At 45.4% G+C, this 26,186-nt stretch carries 24 protein-coding genes; 23 read left to right on the top strand and 1 reads right to left on the bottom strand.

Going from position 1 to position 26,186, the window contains the following annotated elements:
• The first annotated feature begins 1 nt into the window (after position 1).
• The 20 genes from B3L97_RS08700 to B3L97_RS08605 all read left to right on the top strand — a co-directional run bounded on the left by B3L97_RS08700 (position 2) and on the right by B3L97_RS08605 (position 23,258).
• Positions 2–817, top strand: a complete 816-nt coding sequence (locus tag B3L97_RS08700; protein WP_024821760.1) for an LpxI family protein — start codon at positions 2–4, stop codon at positions 815–817.
• On the top strand, positions 802–1,899 hold the full coding sequence (gene lpxB / locus B3L97_RS08695) for a lipid-A-disaccharide synthase (RefSeq protein WP_024821761.1): 1,098 nt from the start codon (positions 802–804) through the stop codon (positions 1,897–1,899). The genes B3L97_RS08700 and lpxB overlap by 16 nt, the downstream gene beginning before the upstream one ends.
• Entirely contained in the window at positions 1,896–3,002 is a 1,107-nt protein-coding gene (locus tag B3L97_RS08690; RefSeq protein WP_286846231.1) for a cdisaccharide synthetase, read from the top strand. Before lpxB ends, B3L97_RS08690 begins: the two co-directional genes overlap by 4 nt.
• Positions 2,999–4,759: an ABC transporter ATP-binding protein gene (locus tag B3L97_RS08685; protein WP_286846230.1), complete on the top strand. Its 1,761-nt coding sequence runs from the start codon at positions 2,999–3,001 to the stop codon at positions 4,757–4,759. The genes B3L97_RS08690 and B3L97_RS08685 overlap by 4 nt, the downstream gene beginning before the upstream one ends.
• Positions 4,743–7,007: a lipid-A-disaccharide synthase-related protein gene (locus tag B3L97_RS08680; RefSeq protein ID WP_286934837.1), complete on the top strand. Its 2,265-nt coding sequence runs from the start codon at positions 4,743–4,745 to the stop codon at positions 7,005–7,007. The genes B3L97_RS08685 and B3L97_RS08680 overlap by 17 nt, the downstream gene beginning before the upstream one ends.
• Positions 7,008–7,024: 17 nt before the next feature.
• The gene (gene kdsA, locus B3L97_RS08675) at positions 7,025–7,882 is read left to right on the top strand and encodes a 3-deoxy-8-phosphooctulonate synthase (RefSeq protein ID WP_286846226.1); all 858 of its coding nucleotides are present in this window, start codon (positions 7,025–7,027) and stop codon (positions 7,880–7,882) included.
• Positions 7,883–7,884: 2 nt separating this feature from the next.
• A complete protein-coding gene (locus B3L97_RS08670; RefSeq protein WP_024821766.1) occupies positions 7,885–8,892 on the top strand; it encodes a KpsF/GutQ family sugar-phosphate isomerase in 1,008 nt (335 codons plus the stop codon).
• Between the two features lie 13 nt (positions 8,893–8,905).
• Positions 8,906–10,144, top strand: coding sequence for a 3-deoxy-D-manno-octulosonic acid transferase (locus B3L97_RS08665; RefSeq protein WP_024821767.1), 1,239 nt, complete (start codon positions 8,906–8,908; stop codon positions 10,142–10,144).
• The gene (locus B3L97_RS08660) at positions 10,141–11,346 is read left to right on the top strand and encodes a hypothetical protein (protein ID WP_024821768.1); all 1,206 of its coding nucleotides are present in this window, start codon (positions 10,141–10,143) and stop codon (positions 11,344–11,346) included. The genes B3L97_RS08665 and B3L97_RS08660 overlap by 4 nt, the downstream gene beginning before the upstream one ends.
• 2 nt (positions 11,347–11,348) lie before the next feature.
• Positions 11,349–12,086, top strand: a complete 738-nt coding sequence (gene kdsB, locus B3L97_RS08655) for a 3-deoxy-manno-octulosonate cytidylyltransferase (RefSeq protein ID WP_024821769.1) — start codon at positions 11,349–11,351, stop codon at positions 12,084–12,086.
• A gap of 12 nt (positions 12,087–12,098) precedes the next feature.
• Positions 12,099–13,226 carry a mitochondrial fission ELM1 family protein gene (locus tag B3L97_RS08650; protein WP_024821770.1) on the top strand — a complete coding sequence of 376 codons (1,128 nt, stop codon included), beginning with the start codon at positions 12,099–12,101 and terminating at the stop codon, positions 13,224–13,226.
• Positions 13,223–14,254 (top strand): glycosyltransferase, encoded by a 1,032-nt coding sequence (locus B3L97_RS08645; protein ID WP_024821771.1) that lies wholly within the window; start codon positions 13,223–13,225, stop codon positions 14,252–14,254. The genes B3L97_RS08650 and B3L97_RS08645 overlap by 4 nt, the downstream gene beginning before the upstream one ends.
• Positions 14,255–14,268: 14 nt before the next feature.
• Positions 14,269–15,345 (top strand): glycosyltransferase, encoded by a 1,077-nt coding sequence (locus tag B3L97_RS08640; protein ID WP_024821772.1) that lies wholly within the window; start codon positions 14,269–14,271, stop codon positions 15,343–15,345.
• A 168-nt stretch (positions 15,346–15,513) separates the two neighbouring features.
• On the top strand, positions 15,514–16,518 hold the full coding sequence (locus B3L97_RS08635; protein ID WP_024821773.1) for a glycosyltransferase family 9 protein: 1,005 nt from the start codon (positions 15,514–15,516) through the stop codon (positions 16,516–16,518).
• Positions 16,508–17,473, top strand: a complete 966-nt coding sequence (locus B3L97_RS08630) for a glycosyltransferase family 9 protein (RefSeq protein WP_024821774.1) — start codon at positions 16,508–16,510, stop codon at positions 17,471–17,473. Before B3L97_RS08635 ends, B3L97_RS08630 begins: the two co-directional genes overlap by 11 nt.
• Positions 17,474–17,552: 79 nt before the next feature.
• Complete coding sequence (locus tag B3L97_RS08625) at positions 17,553–18,764, top strand: O-antigen ligase family protein (protein WP_024821775.1); 1,212 nt, start codon at positions 17,553–17,555, stop codon at positions 18,762–18,764.
• Positions 18,765–19,064: 300 nt separating this feature from the next.
• Complete coding sequence (locus tag B3L97_RS08620) at positions 19,065–20,486, top strand: S-layer homology domain-containing protein (protein WP_286934836.1); 1,422 nt, start codon at positions 19,065–19,067, stop codon at positions 20,484–20,486.
• A 120-nt stretch (positions 20,487–20,606) separates the two neighbouring features.
• Positions 20,607–21,353: a coiled-coil domain-containing protein gene (locus tag B3L97_RS08615; RefSeq protein WP_286934835.1), complete on the top strand. Its 747-nt coding sequence runs from the start codon at positions 20,607–20,609 to the stop codon at positions 21,351–21,353.
• 67 nt (positions 21,354–21,420) lie between these two features.
• The gene (gene pfkA, locus B3L97_RS08610; RefSeq protein ID WP_286934834.1) at positions 21,421–22,380 is read left to right on the top strand and encodes a 6-phosphofructokinase; all 960 of its coding nucleotides are present in this window, start codon (positions 21,421–21,423) and stop codon (positions 22,378–22,380) included.
• Complete coding sequence (locus tag B3L97_RS08605) at positions 22,377–23,258, top strand: DUF4392 domain-containing protein (RefSeq protein WP_024821779.1); 882 nt, start codon at positions 22,377–22,379, stop codon at positions 23,256–23,258. Before pfkA ends, B3L97_RS08605 begins: the two co-directional genes overlap by 4 nt.
• On the opposite strand, the gene B3L97_RS08600 is transcribed toward B3L97_RS08605, so the two are convergent.
• Positions 23,218–23,709, bottom strand: a complete 492-nt coding sequence (locus B3L97_RS08600) for an ECF transporter S component (protein ID WP_286934833.1) — start codon at positions 23,707–23,709, stop codon at positions 23,218–23,220. The two genes, B3L97_RS08605 and B3L97_RS08600, sit on opposite strands and share 41 nt — an antisense overlap.
• Before the next feature lie 157 nt (positions 23,710–23,866).
• Here B3L97_RS08600 and B3L97_RS08595 point away from each other — a divergent pair, with 157 nt between their 5' ends.
• The 3 genes from B3L97_RS08595 to rho all read left to right on the top strand — a co-directional run bounded on the left by B3L97_RS08595 (position 23,867) and on the right by rho (position 26,167).
• Entirely contained in the window at positions 23,867–24,322 is a 456-nt protein-coding gene (locus B3L97_RS08595; protein ID WP_024821781.1) for a hypothetical protein, read from the top strand.
• Positions 24,323–24,354: 32 nt separating this feature from the next.
• The gene (fsa, locus tag B3L97_RS08590) at positions 24,355–25,014 is read left to right on the top strand and encodes a fructose-6-phosphate aldolase (protein WP_024821782.1); all 660 of its coding nucleotides are present in this window, start codon (positions 24,355–24,357) and stop codon (positions 25,012–25,014) included.
• Positions 25,015–25,099: 85 nt separating this feature from the next.
• The gene (gene rho, locus B3L97_RS08585; RefSeq protein ID WP_286934930.1) at positions 25,100–26,167 is read left to right on the top strand and encodes a transcription termination factor Rho; all 1,068 of its coding nucleotides are present in this window, start codon (positions 25,100–25,102) and stop codon (positions 26,165–26,167) included.
• Positions 26,168–26,186: the final 19 nt, after the last annotated feature.

Below are 26,186 nucleotides of genomic sequence, written 5' to 3'. Positions count from 1 at the left end.
AATGAATAATATTGTTGCAATTATAGCGGGGGATGGGGCCCTCCCAGAGGCCATATGTTCTAAACTTCATCGAGAGGGGATTCCTGTATATCTTTTTCCCCTTGCAGATGATGTTCGCTCGCTGTCGCCGTATGTGACAGAAATTATTCCAGTAACTTCACTTAACCTTCAGGTTCTCTTAGAAAAGATGTTAATAAAAAAGGTGGACACTGTTATTCTTGCAGGCCGAGTTCCTAAAAGCCTTATGTACAATCGAGCAGCTCTTGACGAATTATTGCGTTTATCTCTATGCAATGGCGGCACGAACGATGATCATGCTTTGTTGGGGCGTATTGTGCAAACTATTGAGAGATCAGGACTTCGAGTGGCTGGATACAGGTCTATTGTCCCGGAACTTCTGGCTGAAATGGATTTTATAGCGGGACGCCAACCTACAGAACAAGAAAAAAGAGACATAGAATATGGTCGATATATTCTCTCCCACACGTTATCCCTTTCTTTCGGACAGAGCGTGGTTGTTTGTGACGGTTCGGTTGTAGCGATTGAGGCTATGGAAGGGACAGACGCCATGTTGAAACGAGCCGGAGAACTTGTACGCGGCGGCAGTGTCGTAAAGATGATGCGTGCCGATCAGGATGAACGTTTCGATATCCCAGTGGTGGGTCCTCTTACTCTTGAGGGGATGAAAACTGCGGGCCAGACATGTCTCGCCTTAGAGGCAGGACGCACCCTTATTTTAGAAAAGGAACAATTCCTTCAGCTTGCAGAATCTGCGAATATTTCTGTAGTGGGGGTTGAATCTTGTCAGTCTTTATAAGTTGTGGAGAACCGTCAGGGGATCACTATGCAGCCTTATTGATTGGTTCCCTTCGGAAAATAACGTCTCGCCCTATCTTCGGAATGCTGGGGAAAGAAGGACAACAAGCTGGAGGAGAGGCCCTTTGGTCTATAGATCAGTTAAGCCTTATGGGAACATCTGATATTATCTCTGCCATACCACGACTTCTTTCATTGAAAAAGACCATGGTCGATTATGTACTCCAAAAACGACCAGAGAGAATTGTCGTCATAGATAGTCCAGATTTCCACATTCCCCTTATTCGAAGCCTTCGTAAAAAAGGGTACAAGAAACCTATCTTTTACATTGCCCCCCCTACCGTATGGGCTTGGCGCTCGCGACGAATTCAATCGTTGCGTCGATATTGTACAGCTGTATTTCCTCTTCTAAGATTCGAGCATCTCTTTATGATTCGGCATGGTGTCCCTTCTGTATGGAAAGGGCATCCTTTCCTGGATGAATATGGGGCAGATTCTGTCACAGAACCTTCAAGTCGTACCATAGCTCTTTTGCCCGGAAGTCGAAAAGGGGAGGTAAAGAGACTTCTCCCTGTCCTTTTGGAATGTGCTGCTCTTTTTAAAGAAAAAGGGTATAATCCTGTTTTTTCGATTGCTCCTAGTTTCTCCTCAAAGTATCGAGAAGACCTAAAGGGAAAATTGATATCTTGGGATATTTTTGAAGGGAAAGGCATAGAGCTTATGAAAAAAAGTTGTCTTGTTATAGGGGCCAGTGGTACGGCAGCTCTAGAAGCGATGATGGTCAATCGTTTTATGGTGGTTATGTATAAAGGTTCCTTCATGTCGTGGTTTATCTATAAAATGATGGTGAAAACTCCATGGGTATCCTTGCCTAATATTATGGCAGGGGAGCAAGTATATCCCGAACTTTTACAGAAAAAAGCATCCTCCCACCGAGTAATGGAGGAAGCCCTTGCTTATCTTTCTGATCCCCTTGTAGCTGCGAGGAAACATGCAGATCTGGCCAGGGCTCGCTCTGGAATGGGGGAGTCGGGAGCTGTAGCCCTCTGGGCAGAAACAATCCTTCGAGGCGAAGTGCAATGAAACAGGTGACCCTTCTTGTAAATGGACCGGGAGAACTTTGGGGATGGTGTCGCCCTCTTACGAAGTCTCTGAAGCAGATGGCCTATCAAGTTACCATTTGGCTTTTACCCTGTCAGTTTTCCACTGGCAGAGAAATGGAGGTAGCTCTTCGTTTAGGGGCTGATGTTGTTGTGGGACCTCTTTCTGCAGGAGCCACGTTAGCGGCATTCCATCATCATAATACAGATATAGTTATACAGCTTGGCGGGGATTTGGTTTTTGGCCGCATCCTCGCCCGGCAGAATAAATCGCCTCTTTTATGTTATACCTATGGTGGAAAGAAAGGGCTTCAGCGTTGCGATAGTGTCCTTACAGCTTTTCAGGCTATGGCCGATACACTGCCACAAAAAACGGTAGTAGTAGGAGATTTGGTACAAGAGGGGTTGGCCATGGATTCGGGCCTTTCTCCCTGGCAAAGAAAAGATGGGGTCAAAATAGCGTTTTTCCCTGGCAGTCGACCGGCTATTCGCTCAAGGGCGCTTCCGTTTCTCTCAGAGGTCAGGTCTTTCCTTAGCAAAAGAATTAAAAATCTCCAGGTCGCGACACTTCTTTCTCCCTTTGCACACGTCGAAGAGCTTAACGCATGGAAAAAACAAGGATTAAATCCTACATGTACTGGAACGGCTGTGGCCCTTCGGGAAGCAGATCTGGCCCTTACGCAACCAGGGACCAATACCTTAGAGTTGATGTATATGGGAATTCCAACTCTTGTTGCAGTTCCTTTCGCCTTCTTGCAGGTGATCCCTCTCTCTGGGCTGGTGGGACTTACGGCAGCTTTGCCTGTAGTGGGGCCTGTGTTGAAAGAAAAAGTTTTACGTTCCATGGCACGTCGGCGAACATATTATGTAGCTTGGCCTAACCGATTGGCCCACCGACAGATCATGAAGGAAACTGTAGGGGAGCTTACTCCAAATGAGGTGGCGTTGCAGCTTGTGTCTCTCTATGAAGACAGAGAAAGTTATGAAGCCCAGCGAATGTTGCTTCATCATTGGGCGAACCTTGCTCCGAAAAACCCATCGCAAGTAATCTGTAGCATTGTGGAAAGGCTGTGTGTTTGTTCATGAAGAGTAAAAAACACATCTATTTTCGTTTGCTAGGTTATACGAAGCCTTATTTTGGGAGACTTTTGGCGGCTCTGGGCTGTATGGTGCTGTCTTCCGTCTTTACAGTGATACCTCCATGGCTTCTGAAAAACGTAGTAGATGATGTGCTTATCGCTAAAAAAATGATGGTCTTGAATGTGCTTTCCATAGGGCTCGTATTCCTCTTTATTGGCAAGGGGATAGCCTCTTATGGCCACCAGTACCTCATGAATTGGGTGGGGCAGCGTATTGTTATGGATTTGCGTGTGCGTCTTTATGATCATATGCAGAGAATGTCTTTACGATATATATATGGGAAACGCATTGGAGAACTTATGTCGCGTATTACCAACGATGTGAATGTACTCCAGAATATGGTGACGACTGTAATAGTAGACTTGGTAGTGCAAGGTATTACTTTTTTAGGAATGTTAGGGTTCCTTATTTATATTAACTGGCGTCTTACACTGGTTACCTTCGCTGTTCTCCCTGTAACTGTATGGATTCTTGACCATGCCTCTAAAAAACTTCGTATTGTGGGGCATAATATCCAGGAGGAACTGGCCCGGCTCTCTGCCACTGTACAGGAGGCTTTATCTGCCATTCGCATCGTCAGGTCTTTTGTAACAGAAGATTTGGAATCCAATCGATTTAAAGATCAAAACAAGGCTAATTTTAAAGCATTAATGCATGGAGTTCAGGTGCAATCTGCTCTTTCAGGTATTATTGAAGTTATACTTATTGCCGCTCTAGCCTTGATTTTGTGGCTTGGAGGCCGCGATGTAATTTATGGAGCCTTGACCCCTGGCGAGCTTATTGCTTTTTTAGGCTATCTTGGTTTTTTAGTTCAACCTATTCGCGTCTTTACCAGAGTTGTAAGCAATATGCAGCTTGGCCTTGCCGCGTCAGAACGTATATTTGCAATTCTCGACACTCCTTGTGAAATCCATTCGCCCAAAAACCCTGTTCCTCTCGGCACGTTGAAAGGGGCAGTGACAATGGACGATGTTTGGTTTGCATATGTAGACGAACAGTGGGTTTTGAAAGGAGTGTCTCTTGAGGCTAAACCTGGGGAACGGGTTGCTATTGTAGGTTCTACTGGTGGAGGGAAATCTACTCTTATGGACCTCATTCCTCGATTTTATGATCCTCAGCGAGGATCTGTTTTTCTTGATGGACACAATGTGAAAAGCCTTGATCTCGTAGAGCTTCGGAAACAGATAGGTATTGTTCCTCAGGATCCTGTTTTGATGAAAGGGAGCTTGGCTTTCAATATCGCCTATGGTTTCCCAGATGCCACAATGGAAGATATTATTCGAGCTGCTCATATTGCGGGCATTCATGACTTTATCCAATCTCTCCCTGAAGGGTATGAAACGGAAGTGGGAGAGAGAGGAGTAACCCTTAGCGGTGGACAGCGTCAGCGTGTGGCTATCGCTCGTGCCATTATTCGTAACCCCCGCATTCTCATTCTAGATGAAGCTACTTCTTCTTTGGATGTAGCGGTGGAAAGCCAGGTACAGGAAGCTATGGAAAAGGCAATGGAAGGCAGAACATCTTTTGTGATCGCTCATCGTCTTTCCACTATTCGCAATGCCGATACCATTCTTGTCTTGAATGAGGGGAAAATTTCAGAGAGTGGTTCTCACGAAGAACTGCTTGTAAGAGGTGGATTGTATCGTCATCTCTACGATCTTCAGTTTGGTGGTGGAGAAACAGGTTATGAAAGTACTCCGTAGTTATCTTGATTGGGCGCGAGGGGATCGCCGAGTAAGTCCGTGGTCTCTCCTCATCCCCTTTGCTGGCATTTCTCACAGCCTGGTAGCAGCTCGTAACTACGCCTTTGACCACGGTCTTTTGGCGAGCTACGAGCCTTCTATTCCTGTTGTGAGTGTGGGTAACATTACCCTTGGGGGTACCAATAAAACTCCTTTTGTGGAGATGCTCTCTCGCCATTTCTTGGGAATGGGGATCCGGGTGGGTATTGTAAGTCGTGGATATGGAGGGCGAACCAACGATGAACCTGTAATTGTCCAGGGTTTTTCTGCTAATCGAGATATAGTAGGAGATGAACCGCTCCTTTTGGCTTCCCGGCTTTCAAATGTACCAGTAGCTGTTTCTCGAGATCGTCTCAAAGACGTGGAAGCTCTAAAAAAACATAATGTAGAGCTTATTGTGGCAGATGATGCCTTTCAGCATCGTCGGTTGGGCAGGGATGTGGATATTGTTCTGGTGGATGCGTGTTGTCCTTTTGGAAATGGGCGCCTTATTCCTGCCGGTATATTGAGAGAGCCTCCCAGAGCTTTAAAGCGAGCCCATATCGTAGTTATTACCAAAGCAGATCAGGTATCGAGTGAAGAACTTCGCGCTGTGCGAGAAAAACTTTTGAAATATGTCCCGGCTTCTCGTTTGTTTACATCGCGTCTTGAACTTAAAACATGGTCTTTTTGGCAAGGGAACTGGAAAGATATTTCTGGATTTGAAGCTCGAGATTTACCCATAGTCGCCTTTTCAGCTATAGGAAGTCCAGCAAGCTTTAGAAGGACCTTGGAGCAAGCAGGGCTTAACGTATTAAAAGAACTTCGCTTTAAAGATCATCATCGTTTTGATGAAAGAGACATGAATAGGTTAGGTTCTCTGCGCAAAGAATTGGGAGCTGCCTACCTCGTGTGCACAGAAAAAGACGTATATAATTTGCCTGAATGGGATGGAGACTGTCCGTTGCTCGTACCTATTATTTCTACAGTGATAGATGAGGAGCCTCGATTTTGGCGTATTATAGCCCAAACGCTGCAACCTCGCCTGGTGGTGGCTTCCAACGGGTATGGGGAGGATGCGATGGGAGCGTTGCTCGCAGAAAAGATCCGCAATCGTTTCCCTGGTGCTCTCATCTCTTCTTTTCCTATAGTAGGGAAGGGCGAGCAATATCGTAATGCTGGTTTTATAGTGGATTCTTCTCCGTCTGAATCTCCTTCTGGCGGTGTCATAAAATATCATCTTTCTGATTTATGGCGAGATCTGCGCTCTGGGTTGGTACGGCATATTTTTTCTCAATTTAAGGCTTGGCGGCGGTTGAGAGGTACTGTTCGGACACCTCTTTGTGTAGGAGATGTATATCTCCTACTTCACACTTTATGGGGGCAGGGACAGCTTCCCTTGCTTGTTGCCACAGCAAAAACAGTTTACCTTAGTGGACATTGGCGACTTGAGCGTTTTCTCATAAAACATCGATGTAGACGAGTATGGACTCGGGACGCAGAGACAGCTAAAGAGTTATCCCGTTCCCGAGCCAATGCAGTTTTTGCAGGGAATCCAATAATGGATCTTACCTGTGATAATAATAGTGGATCCTTCCAATGGCCAGAACATAAAGGAGTGAAGGTCCTTCTTTTACCTGGAAGCCGGCAACGTGCCTATCAGGATATGAAAATGCTTCTTGACGCAGCGTTGCTCCTTCAGGCAAAAACTCCATGTTCTTTTGTGGCCGTTATAGCTCCTTCTTTGGATGTGAGAGAGCTTGTGCAGGGAGCTCCTGGCTGGAAAGTTATTCAAAATGGCGCAGGTATAAAAAGAGATGGAATACAGGTGTTTTTCCATTTCGGCTCCCTTGTTTCAGTGGCTAATAACGCCCATATCCTTATAGGCCTCGGTGGAACCGCTAATCAGGTATGTGCAGGCCTGGGAGTTCCAGTGGTTTCTATTCGAGAGAAGGGGAAACTCGTACAGAAAAAACTATTGGGGAACTCTGAAGTCCTTGTGGCGCCTGATCCGAAAGCTTTGGCAGATGCTGCTTACGCTATCCTTACGGATAAGGAATTACGACAAGCGATGGCGGAAGAGGGGCGTCGGCGTCTCGGTGGCCCTGGTGCCCTTGATAATGTAGTGAACTACGTTGCAAAAGAATTAGGTTGGGATTTGCGTTGCCGAATATATGAAAAAGTGTTTTGCTTTGGCGTTTCCCATTCAGATGGGACGATTGAGGATTAAAGGCAGGGGATAGAAGAATGACACAAAAAGTACCTGTTGGAAATTTTACGGTCGGGGGCGACTCCCTCGTCATTATTGCCGGACCATGTTCCCTTGAGAGTCTCGAATTAGGGTTGGAAGTAGGGACAAAAGCTAAAGAGGTATGCGATAAACTCCATTTGAATTATATCTTCAAGGCTTCTTTCGATAAGGCCAATCGTACCTCAATCCATAGTTACCGCGGACCTGGTATGGAGGAAGGGCTTGAACAATTGGCTGAGATAAAACGTCGTTTAGGTGTTCCCATTCTCACCGATATTCACGAGTCGTGGCAAGCAGAACCAGTGGCGGAGGTGGCAGATATTTTACAGATTCCAGCCTTTCTTTGCCGTCAGACAGATTTGCTCGTGGCGGCCGCTGAAACGGGGCATCCTCTTCATATAAAAAAAGCTCAGTTCCTTGCTCCCCAGGATATGGCACAAGTAGTGGAGAAGTGTCGTGAAGCGAACAATCCTCACGTTATCCTTTGCGAGCGGGGAACAACCATGGGATACAATCAATTAGTAGTGGATATGCGATCCCTTGTACTCATGCGCAGCCTAGGCTGCCCAGTTGTTTTTGACGCGACTCATAGTGTGCAAATGCCTGGGGGGAAAGGTTCTTCCAGTGGTGGTGACCGCCGTTTTGCCCTTCCTTTGGCCAGAGCTGCTGCTGCGATAGGCATAGACGGTCTTTTCATTGAAACTCATCCTAACCCCGCTCAAGCAAAGAGTGATGGTCCGAACATGGTCCCTCTCCATAAGCTGGAGTATTTTTTGCGACAGATTAGCGAACTATGGTATACCGTAGAACAGGGAATGGGAAAAACAGATATAGATTGGGCAGAGGAGGCGTAGCCATGGTGTGTCTTCCTCGTGAGCGAGCCGGTATAGATCTTGACGATGCATGTCTCTTGCAAATCGGGCGTAAGGTACTGCAACAAGAAGCCCAGGAATTAAACAAGGCAGCTGGGCGTCTGGGAAGCGAGCTCGTAAAAGCAGCAAGGCTGATACATGATTGTAAAGGACGTCTCGTTGTTATAGGGATGGGTAAGTCAGGTCTCATTGGGCGGAAAATAGCTGCAACTCTTGCTTCTCTTGGAACCCCTTCCTTCTTTCTCCACGCAGCAGAGGGATCACATGGCGATCTGGGCATGGTTTGCAGAGAAGATGTGGGGCTCTTCATCAGCAATAGTGGCTGTACCCATGAAGTTGTGGCGTTACTTCCTTTTTTCCGTCGTCTTGGCGCTCCAGTGGTTTCCATCACAGGAGGGCTCTCTTCTCCTTTAGCGAAAAACTCGGATATAGTTCTTGATTCAAGCGTGGAGAGGGAGGCAGACCCTTTGAACTTGGCTCCAACGAGCAGCACCACGTTACAGCTAGCCATTGGAGATGCATTGGCTGGTATGGTTACGGAGCTTCGCGGTCTCGGCGAAGACGATTTCGCCCTCTTCCATCCTGGCGGAGCCTTGGGGCGCCGGCTTCTTACAAAAATAGAGGACGTTATGGGAGCGGGAGAAAAATTACCTGTCGTCAGAAACCACGTAAAAGTAAGTGACGCCCTTTTCGAAATGACGAGCAAGGGGTATGGTGCCACTATTATTGTGAATGAGAATGGAAAATTAGAGGGGATATTTACGGATGGAGACCTCAGACGTCTCATAGCTCGGCGAGGGGTAGAGTGCCTTACAGATGTTGTAGCTGGGGCTATGACGCGAAATCCTATTACTATAGGGCCTGATCGGCTAGCTGCCGAAGCTGTTCGTATTATGGAGGAAAAAGAAATTTCTGTAATAGTTGTGGTTAAGGATGATAAGCCTATAGGGATAGTTCACCTTCATGAAATTTTAAAGGCGGGGGTGGCATAAGCTGAACTATAGTATGTACCGAGCCCTAGTGTCTGCTGCCTACCTCGCAGTGTACCCTTGGTTGGCGAAGAGATACCAGATAGGGCTGTCTGAAAGAAAAGCTCTGTACGCTCCAGAAAAACAAAGGGTGTTTTCGGAAAGACCTTTATGGGTTCATGCTGTTTCAGTGGGAGAGGTCCAATCGGCGTGGCCTCTTTTAGAAGAGGTTCATACCGATCCGGTTTCCATTCCGGTAGTGCTTTCGACAACGACGCCTACCGGTCGTGCTATGGCGTATCAACTGACTCCCCATCTCTTTAACACCCATATATACTATCCTTGGGACATCCCTTGGATTATTAAAAGGGCTCTTGATAATATGAACCCTCGCGCCTATGCGGTAATAGAAACCGAAATATGGCCTAATCTATTGAAGGAACTTGAGAAGAGGCGTATTCCGGCTTTTCTCGTTAATGGAAGATTCTCTGTGTCTACCTCTGCGAGAGCTAAAAAAAGCGCTCATTTTTGGAGAGATATTTATTCTTGTTTTACCCGCCTTATGGTTCGTTCTGATAAAGATGCTGACCACCTTCTCTCTCTAGGAGTATCTGCCCATAAGATAGTTGTAACGGGAGATTGCAAAGTAGATGCTCTTCGTTTGCGCCATAAAGATGTAGATCTTTCTTTTTGGCAGAGCACTCTTGGCACAGAACGTCCGCTTTTTTTGGCAGGGAGTACCCACACTGGTGAGGATGAAATAGTGCTCAAGGCGTTTCGCATTGTTCGCGAACGTTTCCCAAAGGCTCGGCTTATTATTGTCCCCCGTCATCCCGAAAGAGCTGCTGATGTAGAGCGATTAGCTGGGAATGTTGCTCGTACCTGCCGGCTTTCTTCTTTGTCCGAAGGCTGGTCTATCTTAATAGTAGATAAAATAGGAGTTCTTTTTGAATTATATGGTGTTGTTGATAGTGCATTTATAGGAGGAAGCCTCGTCCCTAAAGGTGGACAGAACCTTATGGAGGCTGCTGCCTTTCGAGTGCCGGTGTGTCATGGCCCTCATATGGAAGATTTCCCTGAAGCGGCAGAAGCGCTGGGTGATCTTAATGTATCTGTAGTTGTCAGGAGTGCAGATGAAATGGCGAAGCGATGGATGGGAAGCCTCTCGCCATCTCTTAGAGAAACTGTTCAAAAAGGCTCGCGCCTTTATTTTGAACAGGTGGGAGGCGCCGCCCGAGCGTCGTGGAAAGAGATCCGAGAGGAGATGAGTATATGAATCTGAACAAGGATCTGTTAAAAAAATTCTACAATAATCTTGATTCGCGCTCTCAAGAGAGTTTAGATGAAGCGGTAGAGAAGATGATTGCGGTCAAGAAGCAAAATGGCAAAATTGTTGTTGCTACTGGTAGTGGCCCTAATATCCACGAGGGGGTAACTACTCTTATCGCTGAACTTATGGATAAAGGCATTATCGATGGAGTGACTACCAGTTCTGCTGTGGTAGGACATGAAATGGCAGGGGCCCTCGATAAAGTCAAAATGTGCAATGCAGCAGACCTCGGCTTCGAAGAACGTTTTATGCCGCGTGGCAATGTTTTTGAATTCACGCAGCTTACGGCCGATGCGCTACAACAAATTCGTCAAGAAATGGTGCTTGATGAACAGCTCCTTGAACAGGGGAATAAAGTTGACGGCCATATAGTTCTTAAAGCTGCTGGTAATATGGCATATCCGATGGGGCTTCGAAATGAAACGATAGCGGGAGAAATTTTAACCATATGCCGAGCGTACGGTCTCCCCTTTGAAGTTGTAGCTGGGTGGGGGGCCGATCATCACACCATGATCGGTATTGGAGCGGAAAAAGGACTTCCAGTACTTGTAAGTATCCCTCAGATGATTGGAAGTGGCCATGTCGGGATGGCTATTGGAGACAGCATTTCTATCTGCGAGCGTTCCATGCGTATCGCTCATATGTTGGGAGATGCCGATATCATTATAGAGTCGGCAGTAGCCCTGACCCAGGAAATTCATGACGGCCCCTTTGAATGTTATACAGGTCACGGCATTTGGTCGTGGTGGAAAGGCCTTCAAACCTATAGCCTTCGAGATAAGACATTGATCCGGATTGACCTCGACGAAAACTTGAGAAAAGCTCAGGATCTGCAGAAACAAAGTGCCATGATTCAGGAGGCCATCAATAAGGGGCTTCCTAAAACTAAAATATCAAGAATTCCTTTCCGTATGGAAATGTCTGCTTTTGCCCGACATGAAGGGAGCATTCCCATTATCGGTGATATAGGGCAAGTATGGCCTCTTATGGCGTGGCGAGTTGCCGAGGCTCTCAATATATCCCTCGATTTCATGAGCTATTCTCAGGAGACAGAGGAAGGGAAAGCCATGCGCGAGTGGATTGTGAATGAAGTGAAGTTCCTCAATAGGGGAAAGCTTCTCCAGAAAGCAAAGGAGTATCGACTATAACCATGAATATTCTTGGAGTGATTCCAGCACGTTACGGTTCAACCCGTTTGCCAGGGAAACCTCTCGCTGATATTTGTGGAAAACCTTTGATTCAGCATGTTTATGAGCAGGCTTCCCGCGCATCGCTTATAGGTGCTCTTATTGTGGCTACTGATGATGAGAGAATTGTGGAGGCTGTACAGGCCTTTAACGGCAATGCAGTACTTACTGGAGCGGATCACCCTAACGGGACAAGCCGAGTGGCGGAAGTGGCTAGAAATATGAATGTAGATCTCGTGATCAACATTCAGGGAGATGAGCCCTTGCTTGACCCTCAGATGATTGATGAGGTGGCCGGAGCTCTTATGGAAGATGAAACGGTAGTATCTGCCACCCTGTGTGCACCTATTACAGACGAGCAGGCTCTCTCTGATCCGAATGTGGTGAAGGTTGTACGGGATAGAAGGGGTTTTGCCTTGTATTTTAGCCGGTCACCTATTCCTTATTTCAGAGTTCAAGCATCTCTTCCTGTGTATGAGCATATTGGAATATATGGCTACAGAAAAGATTTTCTCATGAAATATGTAGAGCTTGAGAATACCCCCCTCTCTACTGTAGAGTCTCTTGAACAGCTTAAAATTCTGGAGAATGGCTACAGTATGAAGGTACTAGAGACGAAAGTAACGCATCGCGGTCCGAGCGTGGACACACCAGAGGATCTAGAGGCTGTTCGTCGCATTATGGGTAAAATAACTCTGTAAGGAGGAACGTATATGTCTCAATCCCCTGAGATGGTCATTATCCTCAGTGACGGAATTCGCGGCCATCTTTTTCAAAGCCGAGGGATTGCCGGGTGGCTTGCCAAATATACAGGTGCGGAGATTGTTGAATTTCAAGTCCCTAAAATCTCAGGATTTATGAAATTTTACCTTTTGAAATTGCAAGGACGACGCCTTCCTTCTATGAACAAAGAAGAGCTGCATTGTTGGTTTGCAAAATCGGGGGGGCATTCCCTCGTGGGAGAATGTCAGCTCCATCTTCAAAAAAATAAAGTTGATTCGAGACGCGTTCTTTTTATTTCGGCAGGAAGCGGTGCAGCGGCTTTTAACGTAGCTCTTTCTAAATATTTGGGGTCAAAAAGCTGTGCCCTTATGACTCCGTCCTTCATAGGTACGGATCCTTTTGATTTTGCAGTAGTGCCTCTTCATGATAAGCCGAAAGGAGAAGCAAACGTTTTGTCGACTCTTGGTGCCCCTAACTCGATCTTTCCGGAAAAATTATGTGAAGCGTCGAAAGAACTGTCTTCCATATATCCTCCAGAATCTCATCGTCGTTGGGCTCTTCTTATTGGTGGCGATGATGCTAATTATTGTATAAGCTCCATATGGATGCACAAAAATATTTCACCTATTATCAGGGCAGCTCAAGAAAAAAATATAGATCTTTACATTACTACGTCACGACGAACATCAGCAGAAGCGGAGCAGGCTCTTATTGAAGTGGCGGGAGAAAGCCCTCAGGTAAAAATGCTTCTTCTTGCGTCCCAAGATCCTATGAATCCTGTTCCTGGCATGATGGGGCTCTGCAATAGGGTATTTTGTACGGAAGATTCTGTCTCCATGGTTTCAGAGGCTGTAACGGCAGGGCATCGTGTTATATTAATGCGAGTGGAGCATCGACAGGGAATAAAAAAGGTGCTTCAAACATGTATGAAACCTTTTTATTCGTGGGGTATTTCACGTTTCAATACCCTCTTTGATGCATTGAAAGAAAAAAGGTGTTTAGTAGAGTATTCCGCACATTGTCTTGATGAGCTTGATGGTGATTATCAGAGCTCTGTTACTGATTTTAACGAAGCTCGACGTGCCGCTTTGTGGATTATAGAGAGGTGGAAAGAATGAAAATCATTGAACTAGTCCCAGAACTTCAGGAAGGGGGCGTGGAACGCCATCTACTCTGGATGACTGAAAAGCTAGTAGAGCGTGGCCACGAAGTGTTAATTATTTCGGCAGGAGGGAAAATGACCTCCCTATTTCACTCTCAAGTGAAGCAATGGATTCTCCCTGTCCATAAAAAGAACCCCTTAACCGCATGGTCTTGTGCTCAAAAAATAGCCGATCGAGCGAAACTAGAGGGATGGAATATTCTCCATGCACATTCCAGAGTCCCTGCGTGGATAGCCATGTGGGCTTCAAAAAAAGCCAATATACCGTACATAGTGACAGGCCATGTTCTCTTCGGGAATAAATCTCCGTGGATCTATTACCCCTATCGCAAAGCGTTTAAAGTCATATGCGTTAGTCATGCTGTAGAAGATGGCATGGTATCTTGTTTTTCTGGAAATACTCAAGTTATACACAATGGATTAACCGAACCTCCTTTTTATTGGAAGGGGCCGGACTCCGAAGATGTTACAACACGTTTCCTTTTCGTGGGACGTCTTTCCAAGGTAAAAGGAATTCAAGATATAATTGAAGTACTGCCTCGTTTGCAAGGTTCCTGGTCTTTAGATGTATTAGGTGACGGACCTATTATGGAAGAGCTTAAAAACCGTGTAAAAGATCTTGATCTGGAAGATCGCGTGACTTTTTATGGTTTCCGTGACGATCCCGATTATTGGATGCAGCGTTGCTCATGCCTCCTTTTCCCATCGTATGGGGAGGGGATGCCCCTTACTCTGGCCAGGGCTATCCAGATGAAAGTTCCAGTTATAGCATCAAATATATTGCCGGTTCGGGAGCTTGCAAAATCTGATGAAGGGTTGTTACCGCCAGGCAATCTTCATGCTTGGAGTAATGCTTTGCAGTTTTTCATCAATACAAAAAAAACAATTTGTAAATTTGACCCTGACATCATTCCAACTCTCGACCAAATGACTGATACAGTTGAGACTATTTATAGGAAGGCATTGATGACATATACAGTGTGAGGGGGAGACATTTATTGAAAGTTCTTCACTACGTAAATGAGGGAAATTTAGCATGGGTCCAGCCCTGGATGCAACTCCTTGATGCTCTGCGAACAAAGGGAATATGTAATGTAGTTATGTGTCCGGAGTATGGAACATTAGCCTCTATAGCTCGGGAGCATAATTTTGAGGTACGAACCTGTAAAGCCCCCTTCCCGTGGGCTCCGGCTCTTTGCTTGGAAGTGGGGAAGACTGTAAAGAGCGTAAAACCTGATCTGATTCATACCCGCCTTTCCTCGGCAGCGGCTCTTGGCGGTTATTGGGGATATAAATTGGGTATTCCTGTAGTGGCGACTCTCGATAAGTACCCTAAAACAAAATATTATACCCATGTTACGCACCTCGTTGGGTGTTCACGGGCGGTTTCAAAGCACATGATAGACCAGGGAATTCCTGAGAAAAAAGTCTCTACTATTCATAACCCTGTACTCTTTGAGCGTTACATAAGAAATGAAGAGAAGAGGTTAGAGCTTCGCGAAAAAGCAGGGATTGAAGAAGGCCAGATAGTAGTTCTAGGTGCGGGGCGTTTTGTAAAGTGGAAAGCTTTTGACGTTCTTATAAAAGCGGCAGCAAAAATTGAATCTAGTAAAAATTGGGTTCTTTGGCTTGTAGGAGACGGATCAGAAAGAAAACATCTTGAAAGGCTTGTGGAAGAATATTGTCTTCAAGACCGAACCACGTTTTGGGGATTCGCCTCAGATATTCGCCCGCATCTTTGGGCATCGGATATTTTTGTCCAGCCTTCAGGTGGTCCAGAAGGTTTTAGTCTCATGTTGTTGGAAGCCATGGCGTCTGGACTCCCTGCTATTGCTACAAATATTGGTGGAACCCTTGATATTTTAGAAGAAGGTTCAAATGGCTGGCTCGTAAAGCCAGGTGATGTTGATGGTTTGTGTCGTGCCCTTTCTTTTGCTTTAGATCAAGCTGATCTCACCGAGGTTGGTCTTCGTGCCTCTCAAAGTGCAGCCCGTTTTCGGGTGGAACCCATAGCGTGTCAGCACGAGGATTTATATAGATTTTTAGTACAGAACAAAACGGAGCTAGGGAAATAGAGAAATATTGGGAAATTCTTGTTTCCCCCACTTCGTATCATATGCCTACCTAATGTGTTGTGGTTGCTCAATGTTTGAGATGTTACTTAAAGACGAATCTCAACGCTTAAATCCAAATACATAATGGAATATAGAAGTTTTTATTTTCAACATCATCAGAGGAATAATATGAATATAGAAAAATCTCGTGTTTCTCGAGTGCTTGTTATAGGCCTTTCTTGTATTGGAGATATGCTCTTTGCAACGGCGGCTCTTAGAAATTTGCGCTGTTTATTGCCTGATGCTCATTTCACGCTTTGGGCTCCTCCACGTGTTATCGACATGTTCGTGGATGATCCTATGTGGGATAATGTTGATCTTTACGACCGTAAGAAAGTCTTTTCCGGGATATCTGGGCGTTTAAAGGCTATAAAGAAAATGAGAGAAGGTCAATTTGATCTCGTACTGGATTTACGAGAAACCTTAATGCCCATAGTTAGCGGGGCTCTCTACGCTCCTTTGCTAGCGGTGAAAGAAATTTTCTTCCCCAAGAGGATTCATGAAGTAGAAAAATGGCTTTATTTTTTATCGTCCATGGGAGTACCAATATGGAATCGTAATATGAGGCTTTATATATCCCCTCAGAATAAGTATGAAGTAGAAAAAAAGTTGAGCCCTCTTCGAAAAGGGAGACCTTTTTTTATATTGAACCCTGGAGCAGATTCTAGCAAACGTTGGCCTGTAGAATCTTATGGCGAACTTGCATGTCTCTTGGCGAAAAAATATGGTGCGCTGATCGGTGTCATTGGATATAGCGATTATGAACAAGAACTTGCTGCTAGAGTTCTTTCAAAACTAAAAGACGCAGGGCTTGATCTTTCAGGACGTCTTTCCCTTCCTACTCTGGCTGCGTGGCTTGCAGCAGCAGATTTGGTTGTGTCGAATGATACTGGCCCTCTACACATGGCTGCTGCTCTCTCTACTCCAGTTGTCGGTATCTATGGCCCGTCCCTGCCACAAATCAATGGGCCGTGGGGAACAGTACACCGCGCAGTCATCCCTCCGGTACCATGCGCACCGTGTCTACAAGGAAAAAATTGTACCCGGGGAGTGGGAAGTTGTCTCGCGGCTCTTAGTGTAGATAAAGTTTTTGAGGCCTGCAGAGGAGTACTGGAGGAATTCCATGGCTATTAAAGAGTTACCACCTCTTCGTGGACGTGTCCTTGTAATAGCTTATAGTGCTTTTGGCGATATTGTGCAAAAAATGGCCGGTGTTAAAGCGCTTAAAAAATGTTATCCGGACCTCTCTGTTACATGGTTATCATGTTCTCCTTATAAACAACTTGTGGAAGTTCAACCTTTTGTAAACGATGTTCTCTCCTGGGATCGTTCTTTAGGGAACCGAGGTTTTTTAAAACTTCTCAATAACATAAGGAAGAGGCATTTCGATGTAGTTCTTGACTTAAAGGGAACAGACCGTTCGTTACTCATGACACTGTTTTCTCGCGCTCCTGTGTGCATTGGCTGGCACGCTCGAATCCCTTTTTTTCATAATTATTTTACCTATGATCCATGGAGTTTCCTGAACATAGATGTTCATAGAGAAAAGGGCCCGCATATCTTTATTCCCGATGAATTGAAAGAAACCATAAGAAAGCAATTCAAATTTGATAAAGCTCCCCTTATCGTTTGTGTTGTTGGAGCGAGCAAACCTGAAAAGTGCTGGCCGATCGGCCATTGGGTGCGTTTCTTGGATATGCTTGCTGGGTACGACGCGAATATCTGCATTATAGGGCATGGCACAACAGAAGAAAGATTATCTGAACAGTTATGTCATGAAACCCGAAACAACAAAGTCTGCAATGCAACAGGCCAGTTATCTTTCTTGGAAATGGGTGCTATGATAGCGCGAGCGTCTCTTGTAATCGGTGGTGATACGGGGCCTTCTCATTTTGCTGAGGAGCTGGGGGTTCCCCTTATTGGTTTATTTGGCCCCACTGAGCCTCATGAGGCTGGCTATAAAAATATAGTAGCTTTATTAGCTGAATGTACGCATGTGGGGTGTCAAAACTGGAGATGCTCATTCCCATGTATGGAGACCATTACTCCACAAAAAGTATTGAATGCAACGCTTTCTTTGCTGGCGTGATGGTCACAAGACAAGAGATAGTCTTTAACGCTGCCATTCAGGTGCTCTCATATCACGAATAAAGGGGCTTTATATAAAGATGAAGCGTCAAATATTTTGGGCTGAATTTGGTTTTTTGTTTGCTATTTTCATGGCTCCTTGGGGGCCTGTTTTACGTTATTTAGGTTGGCTTTTTGCTTTCGTAGGATTGGGGATGGATTTACGAAAGGGTAAATCTTTCAGAGGCGTTCTTGACCCTTTTATATCGAGGGCTCTCTTGCTTTTCCTTTCTTGGGCTGTGGTTTCCACTTCGTTATTCAAACATGATCTTTATTCATGGGGGAAAGGGATCTCTTTAGCATTAGAGTTTTCTTTTGCCATATGGCTTGCCGCTTATGTTTTTCAAGAGCAAGGTGCTTTGAGGCGATGGAAACATGTATGGACGTTAGGTATAGCCTTATCTCTTGTCCACCTCATTGGGGGAGAGTTGCTTCTTCTCACGCGAGAGCTTTTTTCTAATATCAATACGATTGGTATTTATGCATGTATTATTGTACCCTTTGTTTTAGCTCTTTTCTTCGAGAGCGAGAATAGACTTCTCGCTTGGGGGTATGCCCTGCTCTTTTGGGGGAGTATTCTTGCTCTTATTGTCAGTTTTAGCTCAGCAGCATGGATAGCGGGGGGCATTGCCCTTCTTCTGCAACTTTGGGTAAGTCGAATATCTTCGAAAGAGATCAAAATTCTTGTTTTATCCTTTCTTGCCTGTAGTGTCGTAACGTTTTTAGTCTTAACAATATGGCTTCCAGAAAAAGGAGTGGCCTTTGCTTCCTATTTTCAGCGAGAAGTACAACAAATCCTTTCTATAAATGACATAGATAACTTTTCTACTCATCGAATTTATATTTGGAAAGGTGCATGGAATCTAATAAAAGAAAAACCTCTTATAGGGTGGGGATGGGGTGATTTCTCTCAGGCCTTTGCTCAGGTAAATGCTTCCTGGTGGAATCCTGAAATAACAAAACTGAGCGTATATCGGGATGACGCACATAGCATGTATCTTAACATTGCTATTTTTGGAGGTATTCCTACATTGCTTCTCGTTATTGCCATACACCTCCGGGGAGCCTGGCTTGCTTTTCAGAAAGGGAATTGCAACGAGAAAGGTAAATACATTTATTATGCTATTTTTGCCTCTATAACAAGTCAACTTATTTACAGTTTGGCTGGCGACATGTTTTCATTCCGTTTTAAAGGTGCTATACTATATTGGACTTTAATAGGCATAGTTAGCATGAAGGATTATGTGAAATGATACAGAAGTCCTATTTTCATAAAGTAACTTTCACGGTAGTATAACCAGCGAAATTACTGAGTTCTTTGATAATTTAACTTGGTTCATTATATTGCTTCATTCATCCGTAAGTATCTCTGAAGGCAGGAAAGGAGGTGCCGACAACCCCCGGCCATAAAGAGGGAGCGGATGTTGAGGGCGGAGAAAACACAGTTCTGTTGCGAAGACAAAAGAAGGAAACGAGGATACTTCTCTAAGGTCTTCAAAAAGAATGTGTGATCCCGCAAATACAAAAAAGACAACCAAGGGGGTTGCACAAATATGAAAAAGATTCTTGCACTTGTTGCAGTAGCAGTTCTGGTTGCGTTTGCCGCACCAGCATTTGCTGCCAATCCGTTTATGGATGTACCTATGAACCATTGGGCCTATGATGCAGTAGGCCAGCTTGCTTCTCGTGGTGTAGTTTCCGGCTATCCTGATGGCTCCTACAAAGGGAACCAGCCCATGACCCGTTATGAAATGGCTTCTCTCGTTGCCCGCGCACTGGCTGTTGTTGACATGAATAAAGCCAGCAAGCAGGATGTTGAGATGCTGAAGAAACTCGTTGTTGAGTTCAAAGACGAGCTTGACGCTCTTGGCGTGAAGGTTGACAAACTTGACAGCAGAGTAGCCGTTCTTGAAGAGAACCTTGGCGGCTGGAAATTCTGGGGCGAGTTCCGTTTCGATGCTAAGTTCGCCGATGAAGAGAACGGGCTTTACACGAATAATGGAGATACCGATTTTAACCTGAATCGTTACCGTATTTGGATGCGCAAGAAGGTTGACGACAAAGTAACCTTCACGGCTCGTCTGGGACAGGGTAACGGCAATGGGACTCTTCGTAACGATGTTCGTTGGGATTACTACTGGATCGATGTTGCCCTTCCTTGGGACTTTGCCATGAAGGCTGGACTTTGGACCATGGACTGGCAGGATGAAGACGGTCTCTATACTGATAATGATGCTCTTTTCACCGATAGAGCTCATAAAGGTTTCTACTTTGCAAGACCCTTCAGCATGGGTGAGTTTGCAGCTTACGCTTCAAGAGAAGACGCTGATGTCGATGAAGTTTTTGAGTATGGTGCTCGTGTAAAGTTTAACTTCAACGAGAAGTTCTGGGTGTCTGGAAACTATATCCAGAGAGATCTTGATGTTGCTGGTGGCGATCTGGAAGATGATGCTAACGTATGGTGGGCGGCTCTTGGCGTGAACTTTAGCGATAATTGGGCAGTCAGAGGTGCTTACTACAAAGAGGATCTTGGTTTGAATGTAACAACTGGTGAAGATAAGCCGGCAGCATGGCAGGCTATCCTTGATGTCAAGCAGGAAGCTCTTGGCTTTACCTCTGTTTGGGTTGAGTACTTAGACTTCGACGAGAACTTCACAGCTCTTACCGATGGTCCTTGGGATCTCTATGGTACAGTAACCGGAACGGATCTTGGAAATCAGTATGATAACGTTCTGTTCGTGAAGTTGAACCAGAAGTGGAGCGACAAGTGGAGCACTTTCCAGCGCTATTTGAGTGGAAGCGCTCGTGGAACAGGTGCCCTTATTGACGACACCACTAACTGGACTGTTGGTGTGAAGTACTATTACACCCCAGCTCTTTCTTTCGAGTTGCTCTATGATAAGATCGAGAACAGCCAGGCTGTAAAAGGCGTTGACGATAACGTAGTTCGCTTCCGTACCCACGTGGTATTCTAAGCTGGTTGAGTTGTTAATTAAGTAGCTAAAAGGGGAACCCAAATTGGGTTCCCCTTTTTTCATAGGCTATTGCAGTGTATAATACTCCCAGTTTGTGTTGAACTTGAGGAGGGACAGTGCGTGAAGCTGAGACGATTCCTTATAGGAGCTTGTACCGTGTTATTCCTGCTGGGATCTGCTTTCCCCGGCTTGGCAGACGAGAAAATATTGAGTCGTTGGTCGAAGACCAATCATTACGAAAACGACATAGGCAGTGAACTGTGGGTGACGGCGTCTTATTATGCCTCTGAATATGTAGAGGCCTTAGTGCAGAGCGAGGCGCAAAAGAATTTGTGGACAGCTGACGAGTCTGAGCAGTATAAGTATGAACTTTTGAAGACACTGAATTTGAGCGAGTACATTCCTATTTTTATCGCTTTCGATAATCGTGGCCCATCTTTGCACATGGCGCCTTTTAATGATCAACTTACTTTGTGGGTAGGAAAGAAAAAACTACAGCCTGTTGATTACGACAAGCGTTTTAACTTTAAGTTGCAGGGTAAGCGTGAAGGGTTTGTGTACTTCCCTCGGTATGATGAAAAAGGGAAGCCTATTCTTGAGGGAGTAAAGTCTGTACGCTTTACGATAAATGGAGGCATTAGTCCGGTAACTATGGGTAAGTCTATTGAATATATCTGGGATGTAGCCGATGACCACCCAGAGAAGCTCTACGCAGGTAAAGCTGCCGCCCGTCTTGAACTAGATCGTTTGATCAAACGCCTTGATAAACTCAACGAGGAGAAGAAGAATCTTGAGGGCGAACTTGATAAGGTTAATGCAGAACTGCAAGAGATTCAGAAACGTGTAGACGAGTTGCAGCGTCAATAATGATGAAGAAGATAAGAGGACGGCATGTTTTGTGCCGTCCTCTTTTGTTAAAGGAGGGCGGTACTACGTGAAACGGGTTGCTGTTTTAACGAGCGGAGGAGATGCCCCTGGTATGAATGCCGCTATTCGAGCTGTTGTGCGTACCTCCATCTATCGTCGTCTTGAGGCTGTAGGTGTGATGAAAGGCTTTGAAGGGCTTATTGATGGAGAATTTGTGCCACTAACCCGGTCATCGGTAGGTGGTATTATCCATAGAGGCGGAACTATTTTGAAAACAGCCCGAAGCGAGCGTTTTAAAACAGAGGAAGGCGTCAATCGCGCTTTTTTTCAACTTAAAAATGCTGGAATTGATGGGCTTGCCATCATTGGAGGGGATGGTTCTTTTCGTGGAGCTCAAAAGTTGTACGAGAAGGGATTCCCTGTGATTGGCATTCCAGGAACTATTGATAATGATGTAGCTGGTACAGATGAAACTATCGGCTTTGATACAGCAGTTAACACTGCTCTTGAAGCGGTAAAGAAACTTCGTGATACGGCGAGTAGCCACGATCGGCTTTTTATAGTGGAAGTCATGGGAAGAGAAGCAGGTTTTATCGCCCTCGAAGTGGCAGTGGCTAGCGGGGCTGAATATCTAGTGGTTCCAGAACTTCCCTTTAGTTTAGGTAAATTATGTGATAAGCTTCACGATACAAGAGCGAGGGGCAAAACCCACTCACTCATTATTGTAGCTGAAGGTGCCATGTCTGCATCGGCCCTTCGGGCTCAACTACAGGATACGGCGGGGTATGATGCTCGTGTAACGGTTTTGGGATATATCCAGAGAGGCGGCAGCCCCACTTCTTTCGATGCTGTTTTAGCATCTCGGATGGGAGCGTTCGCTGTAGAATCTCTTATAGAAGGGAAACATGGTGTTATGGTAGGGACCATAGCACATCAAATGGCCCTCACTCCTTTGGTAGAGTCATGGCAGACAAAGAAAAGACTCAGTCCAGAAAAACTGGAACTTGTAGAGAAGTTGAGCATATGATGACTTTTTTTCAGGATATTTGTGCTTTAGTGAGCACGAATAGAGGGGGACGCGGAGCCTCTTTGCTTTGTACCCCTTCTTTGTGGCAGCATGCTATGAAGATGCTGGAACGAACTTCTTCTGTTGCTGTTATAACCGGTTTTTATGTGCCGGAGGCTGGAGCCCCTGAAACGGATGGGCCAGGAGGGGCTGTTGTGTTGGGGCGCGCTCTGTCCCGTGCAGGGCGGCGTGTTTCCTTGGTTACTGATCCTTTATGTATGCCAGTGCTTTGTGAAGCCTCTGCACGTCTGCAAGGGGCGCCTGTCAAAGGGGCGTCCACTGGAGAAGAGCTTCTATCTCTCGCTCCTTTTGATCTTCTCATTTATATAGAGCGATTGGGAAAGAATTCTAGTGGCGGTTATTGTAATATGCGCATGGAAGATGTTTCGCCATGGACGGCCCCCCTTGATGATGCTATTGCCCTTGCCCATAAGAAATCAATTCCGGTTTTGGCAGTAGGCGATGGTGGGAACGAAGCAGGTATGGGATATTTCTTCCCTTCTTTATGTCATATACTTCCAGATTTTAAAAATGCTCTTTCTATAACAGAAGCGGATATGGCTCTCCCTGTAGATGTATCGAATTGGGGAGGATACGGATTAGCAACGTTGCTTTCTTTTATGGAGGGGCGATGGCTTGGGCACTCGCCTGAAGAGGAAGAGTGTATCGCACACGCTCTTTTCAAAGCAGGAGCTGTAGATGGCGTGACGAAGAAAAGAGGACTTTCTGTGGACGGGTTCCCTCTTTCCATGCATCAACATGTGGTTCAAGACTTATTCCTTTTATGGAAAAAGGCTTTTAATTCGACAGAAAAAAAGGCTTCAGGCGTTTTTCTATAATAGGAGTCAATATGGAAGCTGCGGCAGCACCTATTCCGGTTTGTGCCAGGTCTGTCCCAAATTCTATAGGAGCGGCTTGGATGCCATAGAGTATGGTAGCCATGCTTGTGTATCCAATAACCATAATAATGGCTCCTCCTATAACAGCAAGGAGACGATTTTTCTTTCGGAGCTTACCGGTTGCATATCCTTCTAATCCTTTGATGATAAGAGTAAATGGAGCCCAGAGGGGGTAGCCTAAAATAAGATCAGCTAGAGAAGCCCCTATCCCCCCGCAAAGAGCTCCATATCGTGGGCCAAACAGGAGCGCAATGGTATAAATAGCTCCTTCTCCCATGTTAAAATAGATCCGAAATCCAGGCATTGGAATACTTAGTAACGTTGCAATAGTGACACACGCAGCCATAATGGCTCCGAAAGAGATACTGAAAGCCAGAGAGCTTTTTTTCATAACGAAATCAACTCCGTCCCATCTGGAATCTTTGATTATATTTTATATGAGGCATGTTGCTGGTTGTAGAACCAGTTGTATAATCTATTTGGCTTTTCTGGACCTGAAAAGGTTTTTTCCGTTCTGAGCTTGTCATAATTGAGGGGCGATGGTTATAATGTCTAGGAATGGGAGATTATTCCTCCTATTGGTTGCTTCTTGTATAGTACTTCTTCTCGGCTTATCTTTTTGGGCCGTAAAACATAATCGACGAACGGCAGACTCTTCCTTCCAGCTTGAAAACGTAGTTTTATGCGATGAAGTGGACGAGAAAATGCGACCTCTCCATACTGGTTCCCAGTTTGTTTTTGGAGTTCGCCAGCTGTGCCTGTCTTTTGACTACTCTTTGGATAGCAAAAGAAGCAATATACGCATTAAGTGGTATTATGGTGACCATCTTATATACTCCGAGGTTCTCTTGCTTTCTCCAGGGAGGGGAGTGAAGGTCTTTTGCCTTCTTCGGGAAGATGGGTCCCCTTTGCCTATGGGAATGTATAATGTGCAAGTTTGTTATGATGGAACCGTCTATTCCAGCCTTGCTTTTGAAATTTCCGATACTGAGTCAAAACTATAAATAATGAATAATAATGTAAAGAGGGGATATACTTGCGGTTTTTTTTGGATACAGCCAATCTTGATGAGCTGAAACAGGCTGCTTCTTGGGGTGTGATTTCCGGTGTGACAACAAACCCATCTCTAGTGGCAAAGGAAGGGGCTTCAGACTTCCACCATCTTATTCAGCTTATTACTGGTATAGTTGATGGTCCTGTTAGTGCAGAGGTTATAGCTCTTGATACGGAAGGCATGATTTCAGAAGGTCGGTCTCTTGCCTCTCTCTCCCCCAACATAGTGGTGAAGATCCCTATGACGCCAGAAGGTATGGGTGCGGTGAAGGTCCTTTCACAAGAAAAGATTCCTACGAATGTAACTCTTGTGTTTTCTCCACAGCAAGCTCTTTTGGCTGCAAATGCCGGGGCTTCATATGTCAGCCCATTTGTAGGACGCCTTGATGATATAGGTGAAGATGGGGCTGGCCTTGTTCAAGATATAGCGGATATTTTCCAGGTGCAGGGTATCAATACACAAATTATTGCGGCGAGTATTCGCCATCCAGCCCATGTGACGGCAGTTGCTTTGGCTGGAGCCCATATAGCGACAGTACCATTTAAAGTTTTGACGCAACTCTTCCTGCATCCATTGACAGAGAAGGGGTTGCGGCAATTTATTTCTGATTGGGAGGGGTATCGCAAAAGCCATGACAGATAATCAGTTTATAGATAATGGGGTTGTGGACGCAGTGTCGGGAAATAGCGCCCAGGAGCCAGAAAATGAACCAGAGGAAGAGGCCGAGATGAACGAGACAGAAGTGGAGGTAAGAAGTGTTCCTAAACCTCGCTACACCTACGCTAAACTGGCTTCTCAAGTAATTACGGAGCTTCGTCGAATTGCTAAAGACATGGGTGTTACAGGTTTTTCCGCTCTCCGTAAAGACGACCTCATCATCGCTATTTTAAGCACTCAGGCTCAACAGCTTAACTATCGGTTCGGTGGTGGGACCCTTGAGACTCTGAATGAGGGGTACGGGTTTCTTCGTCCGAAAGGGCTGCTGCCAAGCGATCATGATATCTATGTTTCGGCTTCGCAGATCCGTCGCTTTGGCTTGAGAAATGGCGATGTAATCTGGGGAATGGTTCGTCCCCCTAAAGATCAGGAGCATTATGAAGCGTTGTTACGAGTGGAAATGGTGAATTTTGCCGATCCGGAAGCTGCAAGAAAAAGACCACATTTTGGCGCTTTAACGCCTATCTTCCCGAACTCCAAATTAACGCTGGAAACAGATCAAAATGAAATATCCACACGGCTTATTGATCTTTTTGCCCCTATTGGCAAAGGTCAGCGGGCTCTCTTGGTTTCTCCACCTAAAGCAGGAAAAACTACAGTACTCAAAAAAATAGCGAATGCAGTTACTGTCAATCATCCTGATATTATCCTCATGGTTCTTCTTATAGACGAACGTCCTGAAGAGGTAACAGATATGGCTCGGTCTGTAGACGGAGAAATTATTGCCTCTACATTTGACAGACCGGCAGAAGAACATTTGCGAGTGGCCAATTTGACCTTAGAAAAAGCAAAACGTTTGGTAGAGACTGGAAAAGATGTAGTGTTACTCCTTGATTCTATTACACGTTTGGCACGAGCTTCAAACCTTGTTGTTCCCCCATCTGGGAGGACGCTTTCTGGTGGTATGGATCCAGCAGCTCTCTATTTCCCGAAGCGATTTTTTGGTGCGGCTCGGAATATAGAGGAAGGAGGAAGTCTTACCATAGTGGGAACGGCACTGATAGATACAGGAAGCCGTATGGATGATGTTATTTATGAAGAGTTTAAAGGAACTGAAAACATGGAACTTCATCAATAACATCATCCATACGGCTTCC

This window comes from Aminobacterium sp. UBA4834, assembly GCF_002400205.1.
Classification (GTDB): domain Bacteria; phylum Synergistota; class Synergistia; order Synergistales; family Aminobacteriaceae; genus Aminobacterium; species Aminobacterium mobile.
Note: the sequence above shows the minus strand (reverse complement) of the source record. Positions and strands in the feature narration are given on the sequence as shown.

What these genes read in the sequence shown, in the direction of transcription:
- B3L97_RS08700 (WP_024821760.1), top strand. Translation starts at nt 2, where the DNA reads ATGAATAATATTGTTGCAATTATAGCGGGGGATGGGGCCCTCCCAGAG.
- B3L97_RS08690 (WP_286846231.1), top strand. Translation starts at nt 1,896, where the DNA reads ATGAAACAGGTGACCCTTCTTGTAAATGGACCGGGAGAACTTTGGGGA.
- B3L97_RS08685 (WP_286846230.1), top strand. Translation starts at nt 2,999, where the DNA reads ATGAAGAGTAAAAAACACATCTATTTTCGTTTGCTAGGTTATACGAAG.
- B3L97_RS08680 (WP_286934837.1), top strand. Translation starts at nt 4,743, where the DNA reads ATGAAAGTACTCCGTAGTTATCTTGATTGGGCGCGAGGGGATCGCCGA.
- kdsA (WP_286846226.1), top strand. Translation starts at nt 7,025, where the DNA reads ATGACACAAAAAGTACCTGTTGGAAATTTTACGGTCGGGGGCGACTCC.
- B3L97_RS08670 (WP_024821766.1), top strand. Translation starts at nt 7,885, where the DNA reads ATGGTGTGTCTTCCTCGTGAGCGAGCCGGTATAGATCTTGACGATGCA.
- B3L97_RS08665 (WP_024821767.1), top strand. Translation starts at nt 8,906, where the DNA reads ATGTACCGAGCCCTAGTGTCTGCTGCCTACCTCGCAGTGTACCCTTGG.
- B3L97_RS08660 (WP_024821768.1), top strand. Translation starts at nt 10,141, where the DNA reads ATGAATCTGAACAAGGATCTGTTAAAAAAATTCTACAATAATCTTGAT.
- kdsB (WP_024821769.1), top strand. Translation starts at nt 11,349, where the DNA reads ATGAATATTCTTGGAGTGATTCCAGCACGTTACGGTTCAACCCGTTTG.
- B3L97_RS08650 (WP_024821770.1), top strand. Translation starts at nt 12,099, where the DNA reads ATGTCTCAATCCCCTGAGATGGTCATTATCCTCAGTGACGGAATTCGC.
- B3L97_RS08645 (WP_024821771.1), top strand. Translation starts at nt 13,223, where the DNA reads ATGAAAATCATTGAACTAGTCCCAGAACTTCAGGAAGGGGGCGTGGAA.
- B3L97_RS08635 (WP_024821773.1), top strand. Translation starts at nt 15,514, where the DNA reads ATGAATATAGAAAAATCTCGTGTTTCTCGAGTGCTTGTTATAGGCCTT.
- B3L97_RS08630 (WP_024821774.1), top strand. Translation starts at nt 16,508, where the DNA reads ATGGCTATTAAAGAGTTACCACCTCTTCGTGGACGTGTCCTTGTAATA.
- B3L97_RS08625 (WP_024821775.1), top strand. Translation starts at nt 17,553, where the DNA reads ATGAAGCGTCAAATATTTTGGGCTGAATTTGGTTTTTTGTTTGCTATT.
- B3L97_RS08620 (WP_286934836.1), top strand. Translation starts at nt 19,065, where the DNA reads ATGAAAAAGATTCTTGCACTTGTTGCAGTAGCAGTTCTGGTTGCGTTT.
- B3L97_RS08605 (WP_024821779.1), top strand. Translation starts at nt 22,377, where the DNA reads ATGATGACTTTTTTTCAGGATATTTGTGCTTTAGTGAGCACGAATAGA.
- B3L97_RS08600 (WP_286934833.1), bottom strand. Translation starts at nt 23,709, where the DNA reads ATGAAAAAAAGCTCTCTGGCTTTCAGTATCTCTTTCGGAGCCATTATG.
- B3L97_RS08595 (WP_024821781.1), top strand. Translation starts at nt 23,867, where the DNA reads ATGTCTAGGAATGGGAGATTATTCCTCCTATTGGTTGCTTCTTGTATA.
- rho (WP_286934930.1), top strand. Translation starts at nt 25,100, where the DNA reads ATGAACGAGACAGAAGTGGAGGTAAGAAGTGTTCCTAAACCTCGCTAC.